The 23,914-nt window shown below is 52.3% G+C and carries 22 protein-coding genes, 2 tRNA genes and 1 rRNA gene; 13 read left to right on the plus strand and 12 right to left on the minus strand.

Annotation, left to right across the window (positions count from 1 at the left end; all coding sequences use genetic code 11):
• Positions 1-62: 62 nt before the first annotated feature.
• From ATY27_RS01990 to ATY27_RS02000, 3 genes are all read right to left on the minus strand, one after another.
• Positions 63-138: transfer RNA gene (locus tag ATY27_RS01990), tRNA-Ala, on the minus strand.
• Between the two features lie 13 nt (positions 139-151).
• Positions 152-228 (minus strand) — tRNA-Ile (locus ATY27_RS01995).
• Positions 229-314: 86 nt separating this feature from the next.
• Positions 315-1,839 (minus strand): 16S ribosomal RNA (locus ATY27_RS02000).
• A 551-nt stretch (positions 1,840-2,390) separates the two neighbouring features.
• Here ATY27_RS02000 and ATY27_RS02005 point away from each other — a divergent pair.
• Positions 2,391-2,927 carry a gamma carbonic anhydrase family protein gene (locus ATY27_RS02005; RefSeq protein WP_208932495.1) on the plus strand — a complete coding sequence of 179 codons (537 nt, stop codon included), beginning with the start codon at positions 2,391-2,393 and terminating at the stop codon, positions 2,925-2,927.
• A 68-nt stretch (positions 2,928-2,995) separates the two neighbouring features.
• Here ATY27_RS02005 and ATY27_RS02010 read toward each other — a convergent pair whose 3' ends face one another.
• Both ATY27_RS02010 and aroE read right to left on the minus strand, forming a co-directional pair.
• Entirely contained in the window at positions 2,996-3,244 is a 249-nt protein-coding gene (locus tag ATY27_RS02010) for a hypothetical protein (protein ID WP_208932496.1), read from the minus strand.
• Positions 3,241-4,056 carry a shikimate dehydrogenase gene (gene aroE, locus ATY27_RS02015; RefSeq protein ID WP_208932497.1) on the minus strand — a complete coding sequence of 272 codons (816 nt, stop codon included), beginning with the start codon at positions 4,054-4,056 and terminating at the stop codon, positions 3,241-3,243. Before aroE ends, ATY27_RS02010 begins: the two co-directional genes overlap by 4 nt.
• A gap of 36 nt (positions 4,057-4,092) precedes the next feature.
• Here aroE and ATY27_RS02020 point away from each other — a divergent pair, with 36 nt between their 5' ends.
• A complete protein-coding gene (locus ATY27_RS02020; RefSeq protein ID WP_208932498.1) occupies positions 4,093-4,524 on the plus strand; it encodes a group II truncated hemoglobin in 432 nt (143 codons plus the stop codon).
• A 6-nt stretch (positions 4,525-4,530) separates the two neighbouring features.
• Here ATY27_RS02020 and hemF read toward each other — a convergent pair whose 3' ends face one another.
• Positions 4,531-5,448, minus strand: coding sequence for an oxygen-dependent coproporphyrinogen oxidase (gene hemF / locus ATY27_RS02025; protein ID WP_208932499.1), 918 nt, complete (start codon positions 5,446-5,448; stop codon positions 4,531-4,533).
• A gap of 119 nt (positions 5,449-5,567) precedes the next feature.
• On the opposite strand from hemF, the gene purE reads away from it, so the two are divergent.
• Both purE and ATY27_RS02035 read left to right on the plus strand, forming a co-directional pair.
• A complete protein-coding gene (purE, locus tag ATY27_RS02030) occupies positions 5,568-6,056 on the plus strand; it encodes a 5-(carboxyamino)imidazole ribonucleotide mutase (protein ID WP_208932500.1) in 489 nt (162 codons plus the stop codon).
• Positions 6,056-7,216, plus strand: coding sequence for a 5-(carboxyamino)imidazole ribonucleotide synthase (locus tag ATY27_RS02035; RefSeq protein ID WP_208932501.1), 1,161 nt, complete (start codon positions 6,056-6,058; stop codon positions 7,214-7,216). The genes purE and ATY27_RS02035 overlap by 1 nt, the downstream gene beginning before the upstream one ends.
• Positions 7,217-7,254: 38 nt before the next feature.
• Here the strand turns inward: ATY27_RS02035 and ATY27_RS02040 are convergent, their stop codons facing one another.
• The 4 genes from ATY27_RS02040 to ATY27_RS02055 all read right to left on the minus strand — a co-directional run bounded on the left by ATY27_RS02040 (position 7,255) and on the right by ATY27_RS02055 (position 10,685).
• Positions 7,255-7,794, minus strand: coding sequence for a topoisomerase DNA-binding C4 zinc finger domain-containing protein (locus tag ATY27_RS02040; RefSeq protein ID WP_208932502.1), 540 nt, complete (start codon positions 7,792-7,794; stop codon positions 7,255-7,257).
• Between the two features lie 114 nt (positions 7,795-7,908).
• Positions 7,909-8,382 carry a DUF494 family protein gene (locus ATY27_RS02045; protein WP_208932503.1) on the minus strand — a complete coding sequence of 158 codons (474 nt, stop codon included), beginning with the start codon at positions 8,380-8,382 and terminating at the stop codon, positions 7,909-7,911.
• Complete coding sequence (gene dprA / locus ATY27_RS02050; RefSeq protein WP_208932504.1) at positions 8,375-9,472, minus strand: DNA-processing protein DprA; 1,098 nt, start codon at positions 9,470-9,472, stop codon at positions 8,375-8,377. The genes ATY27_RS02045 and dprA overlap by 8 nt, the downstream gene beginning before the upstream one ends.
• A 67-nt stretch (positions 9,473-9,539) precedes the next feature.
• Positions 9,540-10,685, minus strand: coding sequence for a LysM domain-containing protein (locus tag ATY27_RS02055; protein WP_208932505.1), 1,146 nt, complete (start codon positions 10,683-10,685; stop codon positions 9,540-9,542).
• Positions 10,686-10,817: 132 nt separating this feature from the next.
• On the opposite strand from ATY27_RS02055, the gene def reads away from it, so the two are divergent.
• The 6 genes from def (at position 10,818) to ATY27_RS02085 (ending at position 16,589) form a co-directional block, all read left to right on the plus strand.
• Positions 10,818-11,324 (plus strand): peptide deformylase, encoded by a 507-nt coding sequence (gene def / locus ATY27_RS02060; RefSeq protein WP_208932506.1) that lies wholly within the window; start codon positions 10,818-10,820, stop codon positions 11,322-11,324.
• An 11-nt stretch (positions 11,325-11,335) separates the two neighbouring features.
• Positions 11,336-12,298 carry a methionyl-tRNA formyltransferase gene (gene fmt, locus ATY27_RS02065; RefSeq protein ID WP_208932507.1) on the plus strand — a complete coding sequence of 321 codons (963 nt, stop codon included), beginning with the start codon at positions 11,336-11,338 and terminating at the stop codon, positions 12,296-12,298.
• Positions 12,295-13,596 carry a 16S rRNA (cytosine(967)-C(5))-methyltransferase RsmB gene (rsmB, locus tag ATY27_RS02070; RefSeq protein ID WP_208932508.1) on the plus strand — a complete coding sequence of 434 codons (1,302 nt, stop codon included), beginning with the start codon at positions 12,295-12,297 and terminating at the stop codon, positions 13,594-13,596. Before fmt ends, rsmB begins: the two co-directional genes overlap by 4 nt.
• Positions 13,593-14,969, plus strand: coding sequence for a Trk system potassium transporter TrkA (trkA, locus tag ATY27_RS02075; RefSeq protein ID WP_208932509.1), 1,377 nt, complete (start codon positions 13,593-13,595; stop codon positions 14,967-14,969). The genes rsmB and trkA overlap by 4 nt, the downstream gene beginning before the upstream one ends.
• 389 nt (positions 14,970-15,358) lie before the next feature.
• A complete protein-coding gene (locus tag ATY27_RS02080; RefSeq protein WP_208932510.1) occupies positions 15,359-15,757 on the plus strand; it encodes a glutaredoxin family protein in 399 nt (132 codons plus the stop codon).
• A gap of 223 nt (positions 15,758-15,980) precedes the next feature.
• Complete coding sequence (locus ATY27_RS02085) at positions 15,981-16,589, plus strand: hypothetical protein (RefSeq protein ID WP_208932511.1); 609 nt, start codon at positions 15,981-15,983, stop codon at positions 16,587-16,589.
• Positions 16,590-16,680: 91 nt separating this feature from the next.
• Here ATY27_RS02085 and pepQ read toward each other — a convergent pair whose 3' ends face one another.
• On the minus strand, positions 16,681-18,003 hold the full coding sequence (gene pepQ / locus ATY27_RS02090; RefSeq protein ID WP_208932512.1) for a Xaa-Pro dipeptidase: 1,323 nt from the start codon (positions 18,001-18,003) through the stop codon (positions 16,681-16,683).
• 66 nt (positions 18,004-18,069) lie between these two features.
• Positions 18,070-19,986, minus strand: a complete 1,917-nt coding sequence (locus tag ATY27_RS02095) for a transglycosylase SLT domain-containing protein (protein ID WP_244151392.1) — start codon at positions 19,984-19,986, stop codon at positions 18,070-18,072.
• A 174-nt stretch (positions 19,987-20,160) separates the two neighbouring features.
• Here ATY27_RS02095 and fadB point away from each other — a divergent pair, with 174 nt between their 5' ends.
• The 3 genes from fadB (at position 20,161) to tusA (ending at position 23,879) form a co-directional block, all read left to right on the plus strand.
• Positions 20,161-22,314, plus strand: a complete 2,154-nt coding sequence (gene fadB, locus ATY27_RS02100) for a fatty acid oxidation complex subunit alpha FadB (protein WP_208932513.1) — start codon at positions 20,161-20,163, stop codon at positions 22,312-22,314.
• Positions 22,315-22,331: 17 nt separating this feature from the next.
• The gene (fadA, locus tag ATY27_RS02105) at positions 22,332-23,498 is read left to right on the plus strand and encodes an acetyl-CoA C-acyltransferase FadA (RefSeq protein WP_208932514.1); all 1,167 of its coding nucleotides are present in this window, start codon (positions 22,332-22,334) and stop codon (positions 23,496-23,498) included.
• A 123-nt stretch (positions 23,499-23,621) separates the two neighbouring features.
• Positions 23,622-23,879, plus strand: a complete 258-nt coding sequence (gene tusA, locus ATY27_RS02110; RefSeq protein WP_208932515.1) for a sulfurtransferase TusA — start codon at positions 23,622-23,624, stop codon at positions 23,877-23,879.
• The last annotated feature ends 35 nt before the right edge of the window (positions 23,880-23,914 follow it).

Consider the following 23,914-nt stretch of genomic DNA (forward strand, 5'->3'; position numbering starts at 1 on the left):
ATTCTGATTTGAACTCAAACAGTTATTTTCTTCGCTTATGATTTCACTTGATTCACAAGGAATGGTGGAGTTAAGCGGGATCGAACCGCTGACCTCCTGCGTGCAAGGCAGGCGCTCTCCCAGCTGAGCTATAACCCCATACAGGCGATATTGGTTGGTCTGAGTAGACTCGAACTACCGACCTCACCCTTATCAGGGGTGCGCTCTAACCACCTGAGCTACAGACCAGCCGTAACCGCAATGGGTCTTACTGTTTGCTCTACATGACAATCAATCATCTGTGTGGACACTTCGTTAAATCTGTTCGCTTTTGGTAAGGAGGTGATCCAACCCCAGGTTCCCCTAGGGTTACCTTGTTACGACTTCACCCCAGTCATGAATCACAAAGTGGTAAGCGCCCTCCCGAAGGTTAAGCTACCTACTTCTTTTGCAACCCACTCCCATGGTGTGACGGGCGGTGTGTACAAGGCCCGGGAACGTATTCACCGCAACATTCTGATTTGCGATTACTAGCGATTCCGACTTCACGCAGTCGAGTTGCAGACTGCGATCCGGACTACGATATGCTTTAAGAGATCCGCTCACCATCGCTGGCTTGCCTCCCTCTGTACATACCATTGTAGCACGTGTGTAGCCCTACTCGTAAGGGCCATGATGACTTGACGTCGTCCCCACCTTCCTCCGGTTTATCACCGGCAGTCTCCCTAGAGTTCCCGACATAACTCGCTGGCAACTAAGGATAAGGGTTGCGCTCGTTGCGGGACTTAACCCAACATTTCACAACACGAGCTGACGACAGCCATGCAGCACCTGTCTTACAGTTCCCGAAGGCACAACCGCATCTCTGCAGTCTTCTGTAGATGTCAAGAGTAGGTAAGGTTCTTCGCGTTGCGTCGAATTAAACCACATGCTCCACCGCTTGTGCGGGCCCCCGTCAATTCATTTGAGTTTTAATCTTGCGACCGTACTCCCCAGGCGGTCTACTTAATGCGTTAGCTGCGCTACTCACGACACAAGGTCACGAACAGCTAGTAGACATCGTTTACGGCGTGGACTACCAGGGTATCTAATCCTGTTTGCTCCCCACGCTTTCGCACCTGAGCGTCAGTGTTGTGCCAGGGGGCCGCCTTCGCCACTGGTATTCCTCCAAATCTCTACGCATTTCACCGCTACACTTGGAATTCTACCCCCCTCTCACACACTCTAGTTTTCCAGTTTCAAATGCAATTCCCAGGTTGAGCCCGGGGCTTTCACATCTGACTTAAAAAACCGCCTACGTGCGCTTTACGCCCAGTAATTCCGATTAACGCTTGCACCCTCTGTATTACCGCGGCTGCTGGCACAGAGTTAGCCGGTGCTTCTTCTGCGAGTAACGTCAAGAAGCTGTGCTATTAACACAACTCCCTTCCTCCTCGCTGAAAGTGCTTTACAACCCGAAGGCCTTCTTCACACACGCGGCATGGCTGGATCAGGCTTGCGCCCATTGTCCAATATTCCCCACTGCTGCCTCCCGTAGGAGTCTGGACCGTGTCTCAGTTCCAGTGTGGCTGATCATCCTCTCAAACCAGCTAGGGATCGTCGCCTTGGTGAGCCATTACCCCACCAACTAGCTAATCCCACGTAGGCGCATCCGATAGCATGTGGCCCGAAGGTCCCACACTTTGGTCCGTAGACATTATGCGGTATTAACAGTCGTTTCCAACTGGTATCCCCCTCTATCGGGTAGCTTCCTACGCATTACTCACCCGTCCGCCGCTAGGTCCGAAAACCCCGCTCGACTTGCATGTGTTAGGCCTGCCGCCAGCGTTCAATCTGAGCCATGATCAAACTCTTCAATTAAAAGTTTTTTGCTGCCGAAACAGCTGCTCAGTTTACTGACTAAATAAATTGACTATATAGTCACTCAACTGAAGATTTTATTCGTATCATGCGATACATCTTCAACGAGTGCCCACACAGATGATTGATTGCTAATTGTTAAAGAGCGTGCTTCGACTTCGAAGCGGGAGGCGTATCTTACACTTCCCAGATTTTAAGTCAAGCAGAGAAATTTACTATTTAAATAAACTACGCTGCTCAACCTACTTAATTACCTCACTTGCGATTTCAAGGCTTTCACCCCAACCTCGCTGCGAGGCGGCCATTTTAGTCAGTTTTTAATTCGTGTCAAGCGTCTTTTTATCGACTATCTTTCACTTTTCAAACTCACCCGGCGTTTCGCGTTTCGCTTCACCCCGTCGGCATGGCGCGCATTATAGGTCGTTTTAAAACTCGCGCAAGACTAAATTTGAGAAAAGTTACGCTTTTGCGATCGTTCGGGTGAAATTTCAACGAAAGGTGTTTTTTATACACAAATGTCGCATAATTCCGCAGCAGATGAGGAGTTTAAGATGTCGATACGTTCATATAAAGGTGTGAGTCCGGCACTGGGTGCCAATGTTTATGTTGATGAATCAGCAGTTTTAGCCGGTGACATCGTGTTAGGGGATGATGTCAGCATCTGGCCTCTGGTTGCAGCACGCGGTGATGTGAACTTTATCCGGATTGGTGCGCGTTCCAATGTACAGGACGGTACGGTGTTGCACGTGTCACGCCCGAGTAGTAAGAATGCTGATGGCTCACCGCTGATTATTGGCGACGATGTCACAGTGGGTCATAAATGCATGCTACATGGTTGTCGCCTCGGCAATCGTATTCTGGTCGGCATGGGCGCTATCGTGATGGACGATGCGATTGTGGAAGATGATGTGATTATTGGCGCCGGTAGTTTAGTGCCGCCAGGCAAGCGTCTGGTAAGCGGCCACTTATATGTAGGCAGCCCGGTCAAACAAGCCAGGCCACTCACTGATGCAGAACGGGCTTTTTTGTCAGCATCGGCACAAAACTATGTCGTGTTGAAAAACGAGTATCTGGCGGAATCGAACTAAGTACCTACCTCTATATAGTGGCGAGATCAAAAAGCCACTATATAGAGACAAAGATTCGGCTCTGGTTTTCAGACTGAGCCATCCAGCCATAAGTTGCCATCCGGGTCGAGCTCTCCCCGTTTTAGTGCCAGTTCAATCTCGTCTTCCCAAAAGAAGCTGTCTTCGCGGACTTGCGCCAGCCAGGCTGCTGCTGTCCAGCCTTCCGGCATCCGGATATATACAATGTTGCGCAGTCCACCTTGCAGTATTGAACAGCGTATAGCAACTGCAGCTTCGTCAAACTGATAGTCATGGTTAAAGATCAGTTGTTGGTTCATCCGCGCAGCAGCTCCCGTAACTTCATTAATACTGGCTCGACCTCCGGTCGTACACCACGCCAGATGGCAAAGCTTTCAGCCGCCTGCGAAACCAGCATGCCTAACCCATCGGCGATTTGAGGTACGCCTTGCTGATGGCACCACTGCAAAAACGGCGTAGGTTCGGCGCCATAGAGCATGTCATAGGCCAACTGACAGTATTCAAGATGTTGCTCATGTAATGGCGGGCGTTCTCCCTGTAGACCACTCGACGTAGCATTGACCAGTAAATGCCAACGCTGTTTCGGCACTTCGGCATAACTGCCGGCACTAACGCGCGGGTCAAACAATTGTGCGATCAGCTGCGCTTTGGACACTGTCCGGTTTGCCAAATGAATATGTGCAACACCTGCGTCAAGCAGTGGCTGAATGACACCGCGACTGGCGCCACCAGCACCCAGCAGCAACACATTCGCCCCTTCCAGCAATGCATCCTGGCGCAGTAAATCGGCAACCAGCCCCGCCCCATCTGTGTTGTCGCCACAGAGGCGTTGTTGCTCATCCAGATATAAAGTATTCACTGCACCGGCCAGCTGCGCCCGCTCACTCAGCACCTGGGCTAAGGCAAACGCCTGCTCTTTAAACGGTACAGTGACGTTGCCCCCACGACCACCTTCGGCAACAAAGTGCAGCCAGCTGTCGGCAAAGCCATCGAGCGGTGCTAAAATCGCCTCATACGTTAGAACCTGGCCGGTTTGTTCGGCAAACCAGCGATGGATCAGCGGAGATTTGGAATGTCCTATCGGATGACCAAAGACGGCATATCGATCCACAACGAAGCTCCCATCATGCTAAAGAAGTTAATTCAAATGTTGTCGCCCAAAAATCCTGCACACCCGACACCGCAACTAACACCGTATCAGCTGATCGGTGGCGAAGACGCGACCCGCCGTCTGGCGAACCGCTTTTACGATATCATGGCCACGGCCCCTGAAGCGGCCGAACTCTATGCGATTCATCCACTGCCACTGGATACCATCCGGCAGAAATTCTTTGAATTTTTGTCGGGTTGGCTTGGCGGCCCCGGTTTGTTTGAACAGAAATATGGTCACCCCAGACTGCGGATGCGCCATATGCCTTTTACTGTCAATCCGACGCTGCGCGACCAGTGGATGCTCTGTATGAACCAGGCGCTGGCTGAAGTAGTGGCCGATCCAGTACTGCGCGGCGGCCTCAGCGAAGCCCTGGGCCAACTGGCCAGCCACATGATCAACCGGGATGAACAGGGCCAGCCACGTTAAGCACCCTTAACGACTGATACCGAGCCAATCCTGTGGCTGCAGATAGCGCTGATACAACAGCGCTTCTGCCGAACCGTCTGCTGGTACAAAACCATATTCCCAGCGTACCAGCGGTGGCATCGACATCAGGATCGATTCAGTCCGACCACCGCTTTGCAAACCAAATAAGGTACCGCGGTCAAACACCAGGTTAAACTCGACATAACGGCCGCGGCGGTATAGCTGGAATTGACGGTGTGCATCGGTAAAGGGTGTCTGTTTACGCCGCTCGACGATCGGCTGATAGGCTTTGATAAAAGCTTCGCCGACAGACCGCATAAACGCGAAACTACGCTCGAATCCCCATTGATTTAAATCATCAAAAAACAAACCGCCAACACCACGCGTTTCACCACGGTGTTTCAGATAGAAATATTCATCACACCAGGCTTTGTATTTCGGATATACATCCGCGCCAAAAGGCGCGCAGCAATCAAACGCCACCTGATGCCAGTGCCGCACATCGTCTTCAAATGGATAAAATGGGGTCAGATCAAAACCACCGCCAAACCACCAAACCGGATCTTCACCTTCTTTCTCAGCGATAAAAAACCGCACGTTGGCGTGACTGGTAGGTACATAAGGATTATTCGGGTGAATGACCAGCGACACGCCCATGGCTTCAAAGCGCCGGCCAGCCAATTCAGGCCGGTGCGCCGTCGCCGAAGCAGGCATTTTGTCACCAAACACATGGGAGAAATTCACGCCAGCTTGCTCAAACACCGCGCCTTTGGTCAAAACCCGGCTGCGTCCGCCACCACCTTCAGCACGGTCCCAGCTGTCTTCGACAAAACCAGCAGAGCCATCGGAGGCTGTCAGTGCCGCGCAAATCTGCTCTTGCAGCTGCAGTAAAAAAGCTTTGACGGCATGTTTATCAACAGACATATCGGCTCCCGTTTGGTGCTTCCGGCAGAAGACACTGGTGAAAAATTTTCCTGGCAACGGCCAGATGGCTATAATAGCGCCCTATTATGCCAGCACCTGGCGGTTTTGAGGAAACAGCAATGAAAGTCGGTATCATTATGGGCTCCAAATCCGATTGGCCTACCATGAAAAACGCAGCAGACATGTTAGACAAATTCGGCATCGTTTATGAAACCACTGTTGTTTCTGCGCATCGTACCCCGCACTTACTGGCTGAATATGCCAGTAATGCCGCCAGCCGCGGCTTAAAAGTAATTATTGCCGGTGCCGGCGGTGCAGCACACCTGCCAGGCATGGCAGCAGCCTTCACTTCATTGCCGGTACTGGGCGTCCCTGTTCAATCTAAAGCGTTAAAAGGCATTGATTCATTATTGTCTATCGTGCAAATGCCAAAAGGTGTTGCGGTTGGCACTTTAGCGATTGGTGATGCCGGTGCGGCAAATGCCGGATTATTGGCAGCGCAAATTCTGGCGACCAGTGATGACAGTCTGCTCGCAAAAATTGATGCATTCCGCAAAGAACAAACCGACGCTGTGCTGGCGCACCCTAACCCGGCCGAGGAAGCGTGATGAACGTATTAGTCATGGGAGCCGGGCAGCTGGCACGGATGATGGCGCTGGCCGGCGCGCCGCTGAACCTGCACGTCACGGCTTACGATGTAAATTCAGCCAAAGTACAACATCCGGTGACTGGTGAAATTTATCCACTCACGCTGGAACAGGCAGTGGCTGCTGCAGACGTGGTGACCTCAGAATTTGAGCATATCCCCTACCCGGTGCAGGCGGTGTGTGAAGCCAGCGGTAAGTTCAAACCCAACAGCACCGCCATTAAAGCCGGTGGTGACCGGCGGCAGGAAAAGGCCTTGCTGGATGCCGCCGGCGTCGCCAACGCAGGCTACCGTATTGTGCAGACTGAAACTGAGTTCATGCTGGCTATTAATGAACTGGGTTTACCACTGGTATTAAAAAGTGCGTTGGCTGGTTACGATGGCAAAGGTCAATGGCGATTAAAGCATGCTGAAGATGCTGCGCTGGTCTGGGCCGACATTGCTGCTTTTATGGCAGGAGCCGATCACAGCCTGCCGCAAGCCATTGTTGCTGAACAGTTTGTCCGGTTTGACCGCGAAGTCAGTCTGGTCGGCGTACGTAATGAACATGGCGACACAGTGGTATATCCACTGACTGAAAACCATCACGTCAATGGTGTACTGTCGGTGTCACTTGCACTGCCATCGCAGGCTGCCCTGCAACAACAAGCCAAACAAATGTTCGACGCTGTTGCTAGTCAGCTGCAATACGTTGGCGTGCTCGCGCTGGAGTTTTTTCAGGTCGGCGAGCAGTTATTGGTCAATGAAATTGCACCACGCGTGCATAACTCAGGGCACTGGACGCAACAAGGCGCCGATACCTGCCAGTTTGAGAACCACCTGCGGGCAGTTTGTGGTCTGCCACTCGGCAGCACGACCCTGGTGCGACCAACGGTGATGGTGAATATTCTCGGCGAAGACTATGTGAATCCGGCTGTGCTGAGTCTGCCGTCATGTCACCTGCATTGGTACGGCAAAACCAAACGGGCCGGTCGCAAAATGGGACACATCAATATTTGCGGGGCGACGGCAAAAGAACTGGCAGAACGATTCAGCACCTTAAGTGCATTGCTGCCTGAAAGCAGTTTTCCGGAAGTGGCGCAAATGGCCACCAAACTACGCGAACGCGCGAAACAGATCTAACACGACTAAAAGGCCCATACGGGCCTTTTCTTTTACTGTCAACGCGGCTGCACAGCCTGACATTTACGACTGGCGCAAATCATCTTGACGCCATTGGCCCCTGGCTTCTCCGCCAGCAAACTAAAACCACAGCTCTGACAGGTACCGGCTACAGGCTTGAAATTCAACACAAAATCGCATTTCGGATATTGATTGCAGCCATAAAAGGTTTTGCCGTATTTACTGGTACGTTCGACCAGTTGACCAATCTGACATTGCGGACATTGCACGTCGTCTACTATCACCGGTTCTTCATGCACGATGAAATGACACTCCGGAAAATTACTGCATCCGATAAACATGCCATAACGACCATTTTTTACCGCAAGTGCCGAACCACAACTCGGGCATGGCGTGTCTTCCAGTAATTTAACGACTGTACTCTCGTGTGGGTGCAGGTTCTGAATATAACTGCAGGCCGGATAATTACTACAACCCAAGAACGGGCCATGCTTGCCGGATTTCATCACCAGTTCGTGCTGGCACAATGGACAGGTTTGTTTGTGTTCTGGAATGGCAAACAAAGGTTGGTCAGACATAACTCAAACGGCCGGCAGTCGAAGGTGGGTTATTATCGCATAGACGGCCACAGAAAAGGCAACGCCGGCAAATACCGGCGTTGTATCACCATGAATTTTTACGCTGACTGCGGTTCAATGCAGCAGACCGGTAGGTTCTTCAAATATCAGATCTTCCATTTGGGCATAAGCTGTTTCATGTCCTGGGGCATTAAACAGCACCATCAACACGACCCATTTCAGATCTTCCAGGCTGACTTCTGCACTATCCAAATCCATTACGCGGTCCAGCACCATTTCCCGGGTTGGCAAATCCAACACATTAATTTGCTCCAGAAACAGCAGGAACCCCCGACATTCAGCATCCAGCTTTTGCAGCTCTTGCGGCGTAAACACCCGCACTGCCGTCGACGTGGTTTTGGTTAAATAGGGTTTAACATGACTTTCTTGCAGCTGGGATAAATTTTCCAGCCAGCGCAGGGCTTTGAAGATGTCATCATCATGAAATCCGGCTTTGACCAGTTCTTTGGTCAAATCGGCCTGGTTGACGTAAATTTCCGATTCGTTGTGGATGTAATTCTCAAACAGGTAGACGAGGATATCAAACATGACTAGGCCCCCTCACTCGAATGTAGCCACCAGGTACGGCTGCCACTGCACCACTTAATTCAAGCTGTTGCAGGGCAATGGTTACGTCGGCTACCGGCATTGCTGCGCGATCTGCAATCAGGTCTATTGCAGTTGCCTCATCTCCTACGTTAGCTAACAAGCTATCGTCGGACAAGTGCGGCAAACAACTATTTTTTTCCAGCGTGCTGCGGATTAAACCGGCAACAAGCTGAGGTGCCAACTCTTCTACGATATCGGCGACCGAACGGGTAAGTTTAGCGCCCTGTTGGATAAGCTCGTGACAACCAGCAGCTTGCGGATTGCGGATCGAGCCGGGTATGGCAAACACTTCACGATTGTAGTCGGCAGCATAGTGCGCACTAATCAGTGAGCCACTCTTTTCCGCAGCCTCCACCACTAAAGTACCAAGGCTTAAACCCACAACTATACGGTTACGGATCGGGAAAAACTCCGGCTTTGCATGCTGTTGCGGCAAAAACTCTGACAGAACAGCGCCATGCTCAGTGATTTGCTGATGCAACGCCTGATGTTGTGGCGGATAGACAAAACACAAACCGTGTCCCATCACGGCGATAGTCTGCCCCTGCGCCCGTAAGGCACCCTGATGCGCTGCACCATCGATGCCACGCGCCAGGCCGCTGGTGATCACAAAACCAAGCGCTGCCAGTTCAGCAGCAAACTCAAGCGCCAGCTGCCGTCCGGCGGGCGTGGGTCTTCGACTGCCGACTATGGCGATTTGTGGTTTACCCAGCACAGTCGGATCGCCGCGGCCGAATAATCCCAAAGGTGGATGTTTGATTTGGTTTAATAAAGGCGGATAACGGGGATCGGTATAAGGCATAAACCAGTGGTTACTGCTGGCTTCAAGCCAGCGCAACGCCGCATCAGCTTTTTTCTGTGATTGTTGCAGATGTAAACTTTGCGCGCCGGAAAGTCCCAGCCGCTGCAATTGAAATGTGGATGCCTGACACAACTCGGCGATAGATATGGCCGGCCTGAGCGCCACCAGTTTGCTGACATCCAGCCCAGGCACCGCCATCAGTCGCAGCCAGCAGTTGAGATCGTCCATGATCTCCCCCTATTGGCCTACCCGCCGTATTGGCAGCTGCAATGCAGCAACGGCTTGGAGTGAAAGATTACAGGTCGCCGATGCTGTCGCCGACCCGGATTGGTTTTTTCGTTCCTGTGACGATAGCAAAGCTGGTGCGTTCTGCCACTTTAAACACCATCAGTTCACCAATTTGTTCTTTCGGCATCTCGATGCGGTCACCGTCAATACCGCCCATAATTTTCTGATATTTCGAAGCATCTGACATATAAACAGGTCCGCGGCTTGAATCCACCACAGTTGGTGACTGGCGGGAGATCGAAAACATATAACCCGCTTTGAGTCCATCTTGCTGGCCCTTATTCAACACGACAATATCCCAGCTGGAAAACTCCCGCAGATCTGAAGTGGTGTCGATGATAGTGCCGGCTAAAGGTTTCTCTGGTTTTCGCATCATAAAAAACGCTGGCAGGCTTTGTCCGTCCGCCGCAGGAATTAAGCGATCACCTTGGCGGATCTCTTGCTTCACATCCAGCACGGCCACTGAAGCGGGCTGATCGACTTCAGCGCCGCCGGCACGGAATGCGCGGGCCGTGCCAACCAGAATAGTTTCATATCCAAGGATCTCTTCGGTCTGTGGGTCGATATAGGCTTTGCCTTTGCGATAGATACCGTATGCAGCGTCTTGTTGCAATTGGCCACGCACATACAGAATATGGCCCTGACTGGCATTTTTTACGTGGTCGTCCGCGCCTAACACATAAGGCAAGCGATCAATTTGTTCAGCCGACAAAGACTGCTCGTAGGTCAGGAATGGCCGAATCATCATCAGCGGGATTGTCGTGACTGCTTTGGTATTTTTTAACGATTTACGGGCCTGTGGCGACAATTTCCGGATGCCATTGCTTTCGGCACTGTCAGATGCTGCCGGTGACACTTTGATTGCGTTACCATTAACCGACAATATCGGCCGGCCATCCTGGTCATAACTCAGACTCAGCACGTCACCGGGATAAATCAGGTGTGGATTTTCCACCTGCGGATTAAGCTTCCACAGCTGTGGCCACAACCAGGGTTGTTGCAGATACAAACCAGAAATGTCCCACAAAGTATCCCCTTGTTTGACGGTGTAACTCTTGGGAGCATCAGGCTTTATAGCGAGAATATCAGCTGAGACAGATGTCGTCAGACAGAACAACAGGGCGGCGATTGAGCTTGTTATTGTTTTGAGCATGCCAGTTTCCTTCGGCCCGGAACTGCAGTAATTATTGCACAGAATGCATAGGAAGCTGTTATTACAGCGATTTAATGGCTAAAATTGAACCATAACACAGATATATTCACAAAGCATAATTTTGTAGGTGCCATGGCTGTTCTAACCGTTTTACATTATCCCGACGAGCGTCTGCGGACGATTGCCAAACCTGTTGCGGCAGTAACCGCAGAAACCCGCCAGTTAGTGGCTGATATGCTGGAAACCATGTATGCCGAAAATGGCATTGGTCTGGCTGCCACGCAGGTCAACGTGCATCAGCGTGTGGTGGTGATAGACCTGTCTGAAGATCGTAACCAGCCTCAGGTATTTATCAACCCGGAAATTACTGAAAAAAGCGGTGACACCACCTATGAAGAAGGTTGTCTGTCCGTGCCGCAAAACTACGCCAATGTCGAACGGGCGGCCGAGATCACGTTAAAAGCGCAGGATGTGGACGGCAACTGGTTCGAGTTGAAAGCTGACGGTCTGCTGGCTATTTGTTTGCAACACGAGCTGGATCATCTGGTCGGCAAACTGTTTATCGACTATCTGTCGCCGTTAAAACGCGATCGCATTAAGAAAAAGCTGGAAAAACAAGCCCGCGCCGCAAAAGCCTGACAGGAATCTCCGTGACCACACCGCTTCGTATTATTTTCGCCGGCACGCCGGATTTCGCTGCCCGCCATCTGCAGGCCCTGCTCGATTCTGATCATCAGGTGATCGCAGTCTACACCCAGCCAGATCGTCCGGCTGGGCGTGGCCAGCAACTGCAGGCCAGTCCGGTCAAGCAGCTTGCCCTGACTCATAACATTCCGGTATTTCAACCGAAGTCACTGAAAAAGGCACCGGCGCAGCAACAACTCGCCGCGCTTGATGCTGACCTGATGGTTGTCGTCGCCTATGGCCTGATTCTGCCGCAAGTAGTGCTCGCTACGCCAAAACTGGGTTGTATCAATGTGCATGGCTCTTTGTTGCCACGCTGGCGCGGTGCGGCTCCAATCCAAAGAGCGCTGTGGGCCGGCGACGCCGAAACTGGCGTTACTATTATGCAAATGGATGCCGGTCTCGATACCGGCGCCATGTTAAGCATTGCAACGATGCCAATTGAAGCTACCGACACCAGCGCCACTTTGTATAACAAGCTGGCCGTTGTCGGGCCAGAAGCGCTGATCGCAGCCTTGCAGGATCTCCCTGCGTTGCAGGCGAAAGCCGAACCGCAACAAGACAGCGCAGCAAATTACGCTGAAAAGCTCAGCAAAGAAGAAGCGCAACTCGATTTCAGTAAAACAGCCGCCGCCCTTGAGCGCGAGATCCGTGCTTTTAATCCCTGGCCGGTCAGTTACCTGCAACTCGGCGCGCAGCAATTAAAAATCTGGCAGGCCCGCGTTGAAGCAGGCAGTGCAAAGCCTGGCCAGGTAGTGCGGGTCGATAAAAAAGGCATTGCGATCGGTACGGCCGATGGCTTACTGGTAATTGAGCAGCTGCAGCCGCCGGGTAAAAAAGCCATGGCGGTGGTGGACTTCCTGAATGGTCGCGCCGACTGGTTCCAGGTTGGTCAACCACTGCAAGCTACACCGGAACAGCCACAATGAGCGCAAACTTACGCGCGACCGCCGCCACGCTGTGTTATCAGGTAGTAGATCAAGGCAAATCGTTATCCGACGTCTTACCCAAAGCCCAGCTGTTATTTATTAATCCGGCCGACAAAGCCTTGCTGCAGGAAATGTGTTTTGGCCTGATGCGCCAGCTGCCACAACTCGATTTTGTTTGTCAGCAGCTGATGAGCAAACCGCTGGTCAAGCAGCTACGTCCATTGCAGTTTCTGATTTATCTCGGCATTTATCAGCTGAAGTTCTTACGGATTCCGGACCATGCCGCCGTTGGTGAAACCGTTGAAGCTGCCCGCTATTTAAAAGGTCAGTCAATGACCAAGCTGATCAATGGCGTATTGCGCTCCGTGCAACGCCAGCCGGAATTGTTTGAATTCGCCGACGCACCGCTTTCCGTGCAAACCAACCACCCATCCTGGCTGGTGCAGGCGCTGCAACAGGCCTATCCCCAGCAATGGCTGGAGATCATCGCCGCCAACCAGCAAAAAGCACCGCTGTGGCTGCGGGTCAATACCAAACGCTGCTCAGTAGAGAAATTCACCGCGGATTTAACAGCGATGGAGATTGGCTTTAGTCAGCCAGTGCCGGAGATGCCGCAGGCGATCCTGCTCGATAAGGCCTGTGATGTGACCATATTACCCGGTTATGTCTGGGGGTTTTTTGCTGTACAAGACCTCGCAGCACAGTATGCCGCAGTGTTCCTAGCGCCGGAAAATGGTGAGCTGATCCTCGACGCCTGCTGCGCACCTGGCGGTAAAACCGGTCACCTGCTGGAACTGGCGCCGGAAGCGCGCGTGCTGGCGCTGGATAAAGATCCGGCCCGACTGGTACGGGTGCGGGAGAATCTGGCGCGGTTAGGCCATGAGGCCATCATTAAAGCCGCCGATGCTGCCGAACCCGGCCAATGGTGGGATGGTCAGCTGTTTGATCGCATTTTGTTGGACGTGCCCTGCTCGGCCACCGGCGTGATCCGCCGCCACCCGGATATCCGCTGGCTGCGGAAAAAACCGGATATTGCAGCACTGGCATTGTTACAACAACAAATTCTGGCGGCGGTCTGGCCAACGCTGAAGCCAGGCGGTGTGTTACTGTATGCGACCTGTAGTGTGTTACCCGAAGAAAATCAGCTGCAGGTACAACGTTTTCTCGATGCACAGCCGGACGCTCAGGCCATTCCGCTGCGCGCCAGCCACACCGCCAGCGAATGGCAATTATTTCCGGGCCAGTCTCAGGCCGATGGCTTCTTCTACGCCAAATTGCAGAAAAAGGCGATTGCATGAAAATCATTATCTTAGGCGCAGGTCAGGTCGGTGCGACGCTGGCAGAGAATCTGGTCGGTGAAGAAAACGACATCACTGTCGTCGATATCAATGCCGAGAAACTACGAGCACTGCAGGACAAATTTGACCTGCAGGTGGTGCATGGCCACAGTGCACACCCGGATATTCTGAAAAAAGCCGGCGCCGAAGATGCCGATATGATCATCGCGGTCACCAACAGCGACGAAGTCAATATCGTCGCCTGTCAGGTCGCCTACAGCATTTTTAACACGCCGACCAAAGTGGCGCGGATCCGCACCAACCAATACATCAAATACCGTGACAAGCTGTTTAATAAAGATGATTTACCAGTCGACCACTTTATCGCACCGGAAACCTTAGTCACCGACTATATCCGCCGGCTGATTGATTACCCTGGCGCACTGCAAGTAGTTGAATTTGCTGGTGGCAAGGTCAGCTTGGTTGCGGTCAAAGCCTATTATGGCGGCTTGTTGGTCGGTCACGCCCTGTCGACGCTGAAAGAACACATGCCGCATATTGATGCCCGGGTCGCGACCATTTACCGTCGCGGTCATGCCATCAAGCCAATTGGCACCACAATTATTGAAGCCGACGATGAAGTGTTTTTTGTCGCGGCCACCAAACATATCCGTGCCGTGATGAGCGAGCTGCAGAAGCTGGAAAACAGCTACCGCCGCATTATGATCGCCGGTGGCGGTAACGTCGGGTATGGTCTCGCCAAAGCACTGGAAAAAACCCACAGCGTCAAGCTGATCGAGCGCAGTAAAGAGCGGGCCGAGTATTTATCCAGTGCGCTGGAAAACACCGTGGTCTATGCCGGCGACGCTTCAGATCCGGAGCTGTTACAGGAAGAAAGTATCGACGAAGTGGATGTGTTCCTTGCCGTAACCAACGACGACGAAGCCAACATCATGTCGGCGATGCTGGCCAAACGGATGGGCGCACAAAAAACCATGGTACTGATTAAACGCAGCGCTTATGTTGACCTGCTGCAAGGCGGCGAAATTGATATCGCCGTGTCACCACAACAAGCGACCATATCGGCGCTGCTGACCCACGTGCGGCGTGGTGACATCGTCAACGTCTACTCACTGCGCCGTGGCGCGGCTGAAGCGATCGAAGCCATTGCGCACGGCGACAGCACCACCTCCAAAGTAGTCGGCCAAACCATCGGCAAAGTGAAACTGCCACCGGGCTGCACCATCGGCGCCATCGTGCGCGGCGAGGAGGTGCTGATCGCACACGACAATATCGTCATCGCAACCGACGACCATGTGATTTTGTTCCTGGTCGACAAAAAACACATCGGTGAAGTGGAACGGCTGTTCCAGGTCAGCGCGTTTTTCCTATAAACACTGATACCGTCAATCAGGGCCTCAACGAGGCCCTTTTTATTTGTCCGAATACATTGAAACCGCCTTTTTTTGCCACCGAACCAAACGTCAGCGTTTAGCCAGATTAATTGCTGTTTTATGCGTAGATGTGACATTTATCGCTACAAAAATACAGCATTTTAACAATAAACCAATTGCAGAATGCTCACAATCTGAATATTGTATACATTATTCAGTAAGAACACTTACATAACCCATGGAGAAACCCGATGAAAAAACGTTATTGGCAGCTTTTGTTTCTATCTGTGCTTTTACCGCAGGTCAATTAATGGCAGGGCCACCGACGACCTGCCACGTATGCCAATGGGCCTGCAATAACGATACATGTGCTCTGATGGGATGCATTGATGTTGCATGCAAGCCGTAAAGCAATGTACCGGCCTAACAAGCTTCGTCACGTTGCAGCGATCTGCGCTGTCGCATTGGTATTTTTGGCCGGCGGATATCTGTACCAACTCAGCACGATCAGCATAAACGGTGATTTCAGTCACTTAGGGATCTCAGCTGACCGGCCTGTGCTGGTGTATTCCCGAACAGACTGCTCTGCGTGTAGTGCATTAAAAACTTTGCTGGCACAACAAGATTTCGCAGTCAGATACATTGAACTTGACCAGCATCCAAGTCAGGCAGATTTGAGAAATTTCAGTGCACTGGGTTATCAGCAGGTACCGGTGTTGATTACCCGCAAGACGTTGATTGTCGGATTTCATCAACATGCCACACTGCTGGCATTAAAAGACATTTAGAAGGACATTATGGTTACAAATAAATTCAAAAAGGCGGTCGCAGTCACTGCGTTTCTCTCAGCAGCTTTTTACGCGGGGTTGGTATTGGCGGGGCCACCATCCTGTAAAACCTGTGATTTAACCTGCAGCGGTGAAAGTGGCAATATCTGCCATGTCTCAAATTGTCGGGACTCACCGTGCTCCTGAAGTAACGCAGCACTCATTTGAACAGAGAGACATCATAATGAATATGTATCTGAAAACCGGCCTGGTATTAGGTACGGCGGTCCTCGCTTATTCGGTCTTGCAGCCTTCGGCCCCAATACCGATCATTCCAGAGCATGTTTTGGCCAATGAATCGTCGGCAAATACGGTTTCCCCATCCAAGGTCGCACAAGCGGTCACTGTTGCTGCTGCGGCGACACCTGCCGATCAGCCAATCAGACAACCAAAGCAGCCGGACACTTTGCCTGTTGCAGCCCAGCGACCAGAGACTTCAGCAGATCAACAGTTGAATGCCGCAGTGAAAACTCAGCAACTATGGAGCACGCACTGGCAAGAACCTGTCGACTTTGCGTGGTCGCAACAATATCAGACGCAACTCAGCGATTATTTTGTCACTGAGTTGCCGTTGCGGAATTTCACCGCTAAGGACATCCAGTGTCGGCAATCCAGTTGCATGTTGCAGCTGACTTTGACGGACACCGATAATGTTGAACAACAGCAGTTGAAACTCGCGGCGGCGTTAAACCCGTTACGACAGCAAGGAAAAATTGGCCCGTATCTGATAGGGCAAGTTGCAGGTCAACAGTTACAAGCGATTATTTCACGACCCGAGACGACGAGTGAATAAAACATCAGTTCTGCTGATTACAGCGAATTCGCTTAACCGACAAGGTAAAAAAGCAGGGGCCCGGCCCCTGCTTTCTAAATGACCTCAGAGCTTATGCCAGCGCCAGATCCCGCGTCATATTCTCATTGCGCTCGCGATGCACGATGACGTTGTCTTCGATGCGGATACCACCAAATTGACGGAAAGCATCCACTTTGTGCCAGTTGATGTACTTGCCCTGATCAGTCGCTTTTAAATCCGCCAGCAGCGAATCGATGAAATACAGGCCGGGTTCGATGGTGAACACCTGACGCGGTTCGATTAAGCGGGTGCAGCGCAGGAATGGATGGTCGTCCGGTGCCGCGACGTGCGTGCCGCGTTCGTCCGCCATAAAACCACCGACATCGTGTACTTGCAGGCCCAGATGATGGCCAATGCCGTGCGGGTAAAAAGTCCGGCTGATGCCACTTTCGACGATGGCTTGTGGCGATAGCTGCACAAAATCAAAGTCTGCCAGCACCTGTGCGATCAGTTCATGCGATTTTAAATGCACTTCGGTGTATTTAATCCCGGGTTTTAACGTATCCACTAAGGCCAACTGCACCGCATTCATGCTGGTGATTAGGGCCTGAAATTCATCGTCACGCGCGCTGTAAGTGCGGGTAATGTCGGCCGCATAACCATGAAAAGACGCGCCGGCATCGATTAAAAACGAGTGATGCTGCGCCGGTTTTTGCCGCGACAACACGGTGTAATGCAGAATCGCAGCGTTTTCATTCAGCGCAATAATGTTGCCGTACGGCACTTCATTCTCGCCCTGCTGCACGGCAGCCAGATAAGCCAGCTGAATATCAAATTCACTGCCAGCATTGCGGAAACAAGCTTCAGCGGCGCGATGGCCTTCGACTGCAATCCGATTGGCTTCGCGCATGCAAGCCAGTTCGTAATCGGTTTTGTAGCCACGGAAGTAATGCAGATAACTCAGCACTCCTTCCGGATTCAGCTGACTGAAGCCCAGTGCCCGTGCCAGCTCCAATTGCTCACCGAGATAAGCCACATTGGCTTTATCGTACGGCAACAGGCTTTCCACTTTGGTTGGTTTATCAATCAGCTGAATATCAAAAAAACCGGACCAGAAGTCATTCGGCGCATCCGGCACTTTGTGCCAGAAATCGACCGGCAGATAAAACACCAGCTTGGGTTTGTTGACACCATCAACAATCAACCAGCAATGCGGATTATCAACCACCGGTAACCAGGCTTTGAATAATGGATTGGCCTTAAACGGGTAATCCATGTCATCGAGAAACTGGCGCTTGGCCTGACCTGAATGGATCACCAGCGCGTCCAGACTCTCACGCGCCAGAACGGCTTTAGTGCGTTGCTGCAGTTCAAACAAATGGGCGGCGTATAGAGCCTGATATGCTGGGCGCATGGGTATGTCCTGTTCGTTTTTTGCAATAGATTAACATAAAATCAGCAAACGTCAGACCGACGGCGATCAGCCGGTCTGGCCAACTTTCATCGTCGCCAGCGGCGCAAATACATCCTGTTCCTGATTCATCCGGATATTATAAATCTGGTAATAGGCTAAGACCGCTTTAACGTATTCACGGGTTTCTTTAAACGGAATGGTTTCAATCCAGACATCCAGTTCCATTTCACGATGTTTTGGGATCCAGCGCTGGACGTTACTAAAACCAGCGTTATAACTGGCCGTGGCAAACACCAGATTATTATCGTTGGCACGCAGCAAATACCGCAGATAATCGGTGCCCATATCGATATTGGTATTGGGGTTATACAGCGCTTCTGCTTTGATATTGCGGCCGGCGATATGCTTGGCCGTGCGTGGCATGATTTGCATCAGACCTTGCGCACCGACAGGCGATTTTGCCGTTGGAATAAAGGTACTTTCCCGGCGGGTGATCGCCATCGCCCAGGCTGGATCAACTTGCGCCGCTTTGGCGTGTTTCTGAATTTCTTTGTTGTACACCATCGGGAAACGCATTTCGACATCATCCCAATAACCAGCGTCGGCCAGTGCAAAAATCGCTCTGTCATACCAGCCATTGTCATAGGCCAGCTTAGCGGCGCTCAGTTGCTGTTGTGGCGTGCCGTATTTTTGCAGGAAGGTCAGCTCTCGTTTGGCGGCATTGGGCCGGCCCAGCAGCTCCCACTCACGCATCCGCTGCATGCTGTCACTTTTGCGAAACGCCTGATACTGCTCCTTGGTCACCGGTACTGGTTTGTGCGCCAGACTTGGCGGTAAACCCAGTTTCGCTGCGGCCATAAAGCCGTAATAACCGCGGGTCGCAGCCAGAGCGGTCAGCATCTGCTTGCTTTGTTCAGTCTTGCCGCTTTGTTCATAGGCCCGCGCCAGCCAATACTGCCAACTGTCATCTTTGCGGGTTGCTTCCGGTAACTCGTTCAGTATTTCAATGACACGTGGCCACTGTTGCTGACGCAGATACCAGGTGATCTGCCATTGCAGGAACAAGTCGTCTTTCAGTTCCACCGGCACCATCGCCAGAAACTTCGCCGCACGGCTGTCGTCTTTACTGGCGAGCGCAATCGCGAAATTGCGTGCTACATCAATACGTTGAGATTTGGTGAAATGCGGATCCATTTCGTAACGCGCCCACACGGCCAATGCCTGATCCGGCTTTTTCCACACCAGTTTTTTCAGACCAAAGGTCAGGATCTCGCGCTCCCACGGGTGCTTCAGCGGTAAAAATTTCTGCCGGCTGACCAGGGCCGGCTCTTCCAGCACTTGTTTCCATTTATCACCGAGATATTGCAGTTTGGCCGGCATCAGCGTCCGCAGATATGGAATGATGCGGTCGTCGCCACCGTCGGCAGCTTTGACCAGTCGCGCCCACACCACTTCCGGCGTGCGTTGGCCGGCTTTCTGCCAGCGCTTAAATAAAGCGTCACATTCTTTTGGCAACGATTCGCCATCGAGCCATAAATGCGTAACATCCGGCCACACCGACGCTGGAGGTTCGTTTAACAGCCGCAGCTGTAACGCAGCGCAGTCCAGCACGGTATCGGTGCCCATCTGATAGTGTTTCAGGAATGGCTGCGTCAGCTGCACACCTGCCAGATACAACAACCAGCGTTTTTTCAGCGGCCATTCCAGCGGCGTGCCCTGATACTGCTGCAGAAATTTTTGTACTGCCGCAGTATCACTCAGCGTGCGGCTAATGTATTCCAATTCGATATAGGGTTTCAGGGGATAGGCATGTAAATCGCGCAGCATTTTCTCCGCCTGTGCCAGCGGTACTTTGTGAATTTTTTTCTCTGCCTGCAGAAAACGTTCGCGCAATACGGTATCTGACGGCGCGGCCATTGCGGGCAACAGCAAACCACCGCACCATAACGCCAACACAGCAAACCCGGACTTCAATTGCCCCATGTTTCGAAAATCCACCTATAGTTAGTTGGGTGTCGCCGGCCAATTCAAACACGCGTTTAAATAACGGTTGAATTTTTTCCTGAACCGCGACACACTGCTTGCGCACAAGACTCATCTGACCTGTTGCGACGATCCCAAAAGTATCTGTCACCTACGCGACGAAGGAGAACATCCATGATCTACCAGAGTTCCAGCATTACCGTGCAATACATTGCCGACGGTATTGCCGAGTTTACCTTTAACGCGGCCGGCTCGGTCAATAAATTCGACCAGCAGACGCTGGCGGACTGCCGCGCGGCCCTCGACATCCTGTACAAAGACAGCGCATTAAAGGGCCTGATTTACACCAGCGGCAAAGACGCCTTTATTGTCGGCGCTGATATCACTGAATTCCTTGGCACCTTCCAACAAGCAGAAGAACAATTAGTGCCCTGGATTAAACAAGCGTCAGACGTGTTTGACCTGGCCGAAGATTTGCCGGTGCCAACGGTCTGCGCCATCAAAGGCTTTGCACTCGGTGGCGGTTGTGAGTGGACTTTAACTGCTGACTACCGCGTCGCTGACACTACCACCAAAATCGGTCTGCCGGAAGTGAAGCTTGGCCTGATGCCTGGCTTTGGCGGTACTGCCCGTCTGCCACGTATCGTCGGTGCCGACACTGCGATGGAGTGGATCACCACTGGTAAAGAACGTGGTGCCGAACAAGCATTAAAAGAAGGGGCGATCGACGCCGTCGTTGCGCCGGACAAATTAACCGCAGCTGCATTGTCGATGGTACAAGACGCTATCGCCGGCAAACTGAACTGGCGCAAGAAACGTCAGGCCAAACTCGAGCCGCTGAAACTGAACAAAACTGAAGCCATCATGAGCTTCAGCACCGCCAAAGGCATGGTATTTGCCCAAGCCGGCAAACATTACCCGGCACCGATGATGGCTGTGGAAACCATTGAGAAAGCCGCCCGCCTCGACCGCACTGGCGCTGTTGCGCTGGAAAATGCCGGTTTTGCCAAGCTGGCGAAAACCACAGCAGCCACCGCACAAATCGGTTTATTCCTGAACGACCAGCTGATCAAAGCCAAAGCCAAACAAGCCGGTAAACAAGCGACCAAAATCATCAAAAAGGCTGCAGTGCTGGGTGCCGGTATTATGGGTGGCGGTATCTGTTATCAAAGCGCCTCCAAAGGCGTGCCGGTCGTGATGAAAGACATCAATGACAAAGCACTGGAACTGGGCATGGGCGAAGCTATTAAGCTGCTCGGTAAACAAGTTGAGCGCAAAAAGCTCGATGCTGCCGGTATGGCCAAAGTCGTTGCGTCTATCCAGCCAACCTTGTCGCTGGAACCGGTGAAAACTGTCGATATCGTGGTTGAAGCGGTGGTGGAAAACCCGAAAATCAAAGGCGCAGTGTTGAAGGAAATTGAAACTGTGGTGGCCGCTGATGCGATTATCACGTCGAACACCTCCACCATTTCGATTAATTTGCTGGCCGCCAACCTGACCGATCCAAGCCGGTTCTGTGGCATGCACTTCTTTAACCCGGTGCATCAGATGCCGCTGGTCGAAGTCATTCGTGGCAAAGATACTTCGGATGCGACAGTCGCAGCCGTAGTCGCTTATGCGGCAAAAATGGGTAAGTCACCGATTGTCGTCAACGACTGCCCTGGCTTCTACGTCAACCGCGTGTTGTTCCCGTATTTCGCCGGTTTCTCAAAATTACTGCTCGATGGCGCCAGCTTTGCGCAAATCGACAAAGTGATGGAAAAACAATTCGGCTGGCCAATGGGCCCGGCTTATCTGCTGGACGTGGTGGGCCTCGATACTGCACATCATTGTACTGACGTGATGGCTGACGGCTTCCCAACCCGGATGGCGAAACTTGCCAACGACCCGGTCAGCGTGATGTATGCCGCCAACCGCTATGGTCAGAAAAATGGCCTCGGTTTCTATGCGTACAGCAAAGATGCCAAAGGCAAACCGAAAAAAGACCTGGATCCAGCTGCGACCGCCCTACTGGCAAACGTCACTGGCGCGCCACGTGAATTTAGCGCCGATGAAATCATCGCCCGCACCATGATCCCGATGATTAACGAAGCGATCCGTTGCCTGGAAGAAGGCATTGTCGCTACTGCTGCAGAAGCGGATATGGGCCTGATCTACGGCTTAGGCTTCCCTCCGTTCCGTGGTGGTCCACTGCGTTATGCCGATACGATGGGCCTCGCCAACTTCGTGGCACTGGCTGACCAATACGCCGACCTGGGTGAAATCTATCAGGTCACTGACAAAACCCGCGCCATGGCTCAGAGCGGCCAGGTGTTTTATCCGGTTTAATGGCGGAGAAATTGAAAATGAAACAAGCCGTTATTGTTGATTGTATCCGTACGCCGATGGGCCGTTCCAAGGCCGGTATTTTCCGTAACGTACGGGCGGAAGAACTGTCTGCTTATGTGATGCGCGGCATTCTGGAGCGCAACCCGGGCCTGGCACCGGAAGAAATTGACGACGTGATCTGGGGTTGTGTCCAGCAAACACTGGAACAGGGTTTTAACGTCGCGCGTAACGCGGCATTATTGGCCGGTATTCCGCATTCTGTACCAGCGGTCACCGTCAACCGGCTGTGTGGCTCGTCGATGCAGGCACTGCACGACGCCGTCCGCTCGATTCAGTGTGGCATGGGCGAAGTGTATTTAATCGGTGGTGTTGAGCATATGGGCCATGTACCGATGACCCACGGTGTCGATTTCCATCCTGGTCTTGGTGTTTCAGTCGCTAAAGCCGCCGGTATGATGGGTTTAACCGCTGAACTCTTAGGTAAAATGCATGGCATCAGCCGCCAGCAGCAAGACGAGTTTGGCGCCCGTTCGCATCGTCTGGCGCAAGAAGCCACAGTACAAGGCCGTTTTAAAGCCGAAATTCTGCCAGCCTTAGGCCATGATGCCGACGGCGTGCTGAAGCTGTTTGATTATGACGAAGTGATCCGGCCGGAAACCACAGTCGAAAGCCTGGCCGCGCTGCGCCCGGTGTTTGACCCGGCGAACGGCACTGTCACTGCCGGTACGTCTTCAGCCTTATCTGATGGTGCTTCTGCCATGCTGGTGATGAGCGAAGACAAAGCGAAAGCTTTAGGTCTTAAAATCCGCGCCCGCGTCATCGGCATGGGTGTGGCCGGTTGTGACCCGTCGATCATGGGTTATGGCCCGGTGCCTGCGTCGAAAAAAGCGTTAAAAGCGGCCGGTCTCGATATCAGCCAAATCGACTTTTTTGAGCTGAACGAAGCGTTTGCCGCACAGGCACTGCCGGTGATGAAAGACTTAGGTCTGCTGGAAGTGATGGATACTAAAGTGAACCTCAATGGCGGCGCTATTGCGCTCGGTCACCCGCTGGGTTGCTCAGGTTCACGCATATCCACCACGCTGATTAACGTGCTGGAAAGCAAAGACGCGCGTTACGGCCTGGCAACCATGTGTATTGGTCTGGGTCAGGGTATCGCCACTGTATTTGAACGCGTCGAATAACGCCGGTTTGATCGGATGACAAAGGCAGCTCAGGCTGCCTTTGTTTTTATCTAAGCCGATATTTGAAATTAGGCACCCTCGCCTATACGATAATGCCTTTAGACTTTGACCGGAGTTTTGCTGATGTCCCCTGCTGCTGATGTGTTTGCCGATGCTGACCAGCAACTCGATGCTTTGGGTTTACGTTGCCCGGAACCTGTGATGATGACCCGGCTGACGATCCGTAAAATGCAGTCCGGCGAAACTTTGCTGATCATCGCAGATGATCCGGCCACGACCCGCGATATCCCGGCATTTTGCCGCTTTATGGACCATGAATTACTCGCTAGTGATACCAGTTCGCTGCCATATCGCTATCTGCTGAAAAAAAACACAGCCTGACATTGTGTTTTACCGCTGCTTTCCTCAATACTGGG

Source organism: Rheinheimera sp. F8 (assembly GCF_001518915.1).

Excerpts from the sequence above, each read along its gene's own strand:
- ATY27_RS02005 (WP_208932495.1), top strand. The coding sequence starts at position 2,391 with ATGTCGATACGTTCATATAAAGGTGTGAGTCCGGCACTGGGTGCCAAT.
- ATY27_RS02010 (WP_208932496.1), bottom strand. The coding sequence starts at position 3,244 with ATGAACCAACAACTGATCTTTAACCATGACTATCAGTTTGACGAAGCT.
- ATY27_RS02020 (WP_208932498.1), top strand. The coding sequence starts at position 4,093 with ATGTTGTCGCCCAAAAATCCTGCACACCCGACACCGCAACTAACACCG.
- hemF (WP_208932499.1), bottom strand. The coding sequence starts at position 5,448 with ATGTCTGTTGATAAACATGCCGTCAAAGCTTTTTTACTGCAGCTGCAA.
- purE (WP_208932500.1), top strand. The coding sequence starts at position 5,568 with ATGAAAGTCGGTATCATTATGGGCTCCAAATCCGATTGGCCTACCATG.
- ATY27_RS02035 (WP_208932501.1), top strand. The coding sequence starts at position 6,056 with ATGAACGTATTAGTCATGGGAGCCGGGCAGCTGGCACGGATGATGGCG.
- ATY27_RS02040 (WP_208932502.1), bottom strand. The coding sequence starts at position 7,794 with ATGTCTGACCAACCTTTGTTTGCCATTCCAGAACACAAACAAACCTGT.
- ATY27_RS02045 (WP_208932503.1), bottom strand. The coding sequence starts at position 8,382 with ATGTTTGATATCCTCGTCTACCTGTTTGAGAATTACATCCACAACGAA.
- dprA (WP_208932504.1), bottom strand. The coding sequence starts at position 9,472 with ATGGACGATCTCAACTGCTGGCTGCGACTGATGGCGGTGCCTGGGCTG.
- ATY27_RS02055 (WP_208932505.1), bottom strand. The coding sequence starts at position 10,685 with ATGCTCAAAACAATAACAAGCTCAATCGCCGCCCTGTTGTTCTGTCTG.
- def (WP_208932506.1), top strand. The coding sequence starts at position 10,818 with ATGGCTGTTCTAACCGTTTTACATTATCCCGACGAGCGTCTGCGGACG.
- rsmB (WP_208932508.1), top strand. The coding sequence starts at position 12,295 with ATGAGCGCAAACTTACGCGCGACCGCCGCCACGCTGTGTTATCAGGTA.
- trkA (WP_208932509.1), top strand. The coding sequence starts at position 13,593 with ATGAAAATCATTATCTTAGGCGCAGGTCAGGTCGGTGCGACGCTGGCA.
- ATY27_RS02080 (WP_208932510.1), top strand. The coding sequence starts at position 15,359 with ATGTTGCATGCAAGCCGTAAAGCAATGTACCGGCCTAACAAGCTTCGT.
- ATY27_RS02085 (WP_208932511.1), top strand. The coding sequence starts at position 15,981 with ATGAATATGTATCTGAAAACCGGCCTGGTATTAGGTACGGCGGTCCTC.
- pepQ (WP_208932512.1), bottom strand. The coding sequence starts at position 18,003 with ATGCGCCCAGCATATCAGGCTCTATACGCCGCCCATTTGTTTGAACTG.
- ATY27_RS02095 (WP_244151392.1), bottom strand. The coding sequence starts at position 19,986 with ATGGGGCAATTGAAGTCCGGGTTTGCTGTGTTGGCGTTATGGTGCGGT.
- fadB (WP_208932513.1), top strand. The coding sequence starts at position 20,161 with ATGATCTACCAGAGTTCCAGCATTACCGTGCAATACATTGCCGACGGT.
- fadA (WP_208932514.1), top strand. The coding sequence starts at position 22,332 with ATGAAACAAGCCGTTATTGTTGATTGTATCCGTACGCCGATGGGCCGT.
- tusA (WP_208932515.1), top strand. The coding sequence starts at position 23,622 with ATGTCCCCTGCTGCTGATGTGTTTGCCGATGCTGACCAGCAACTCGAT.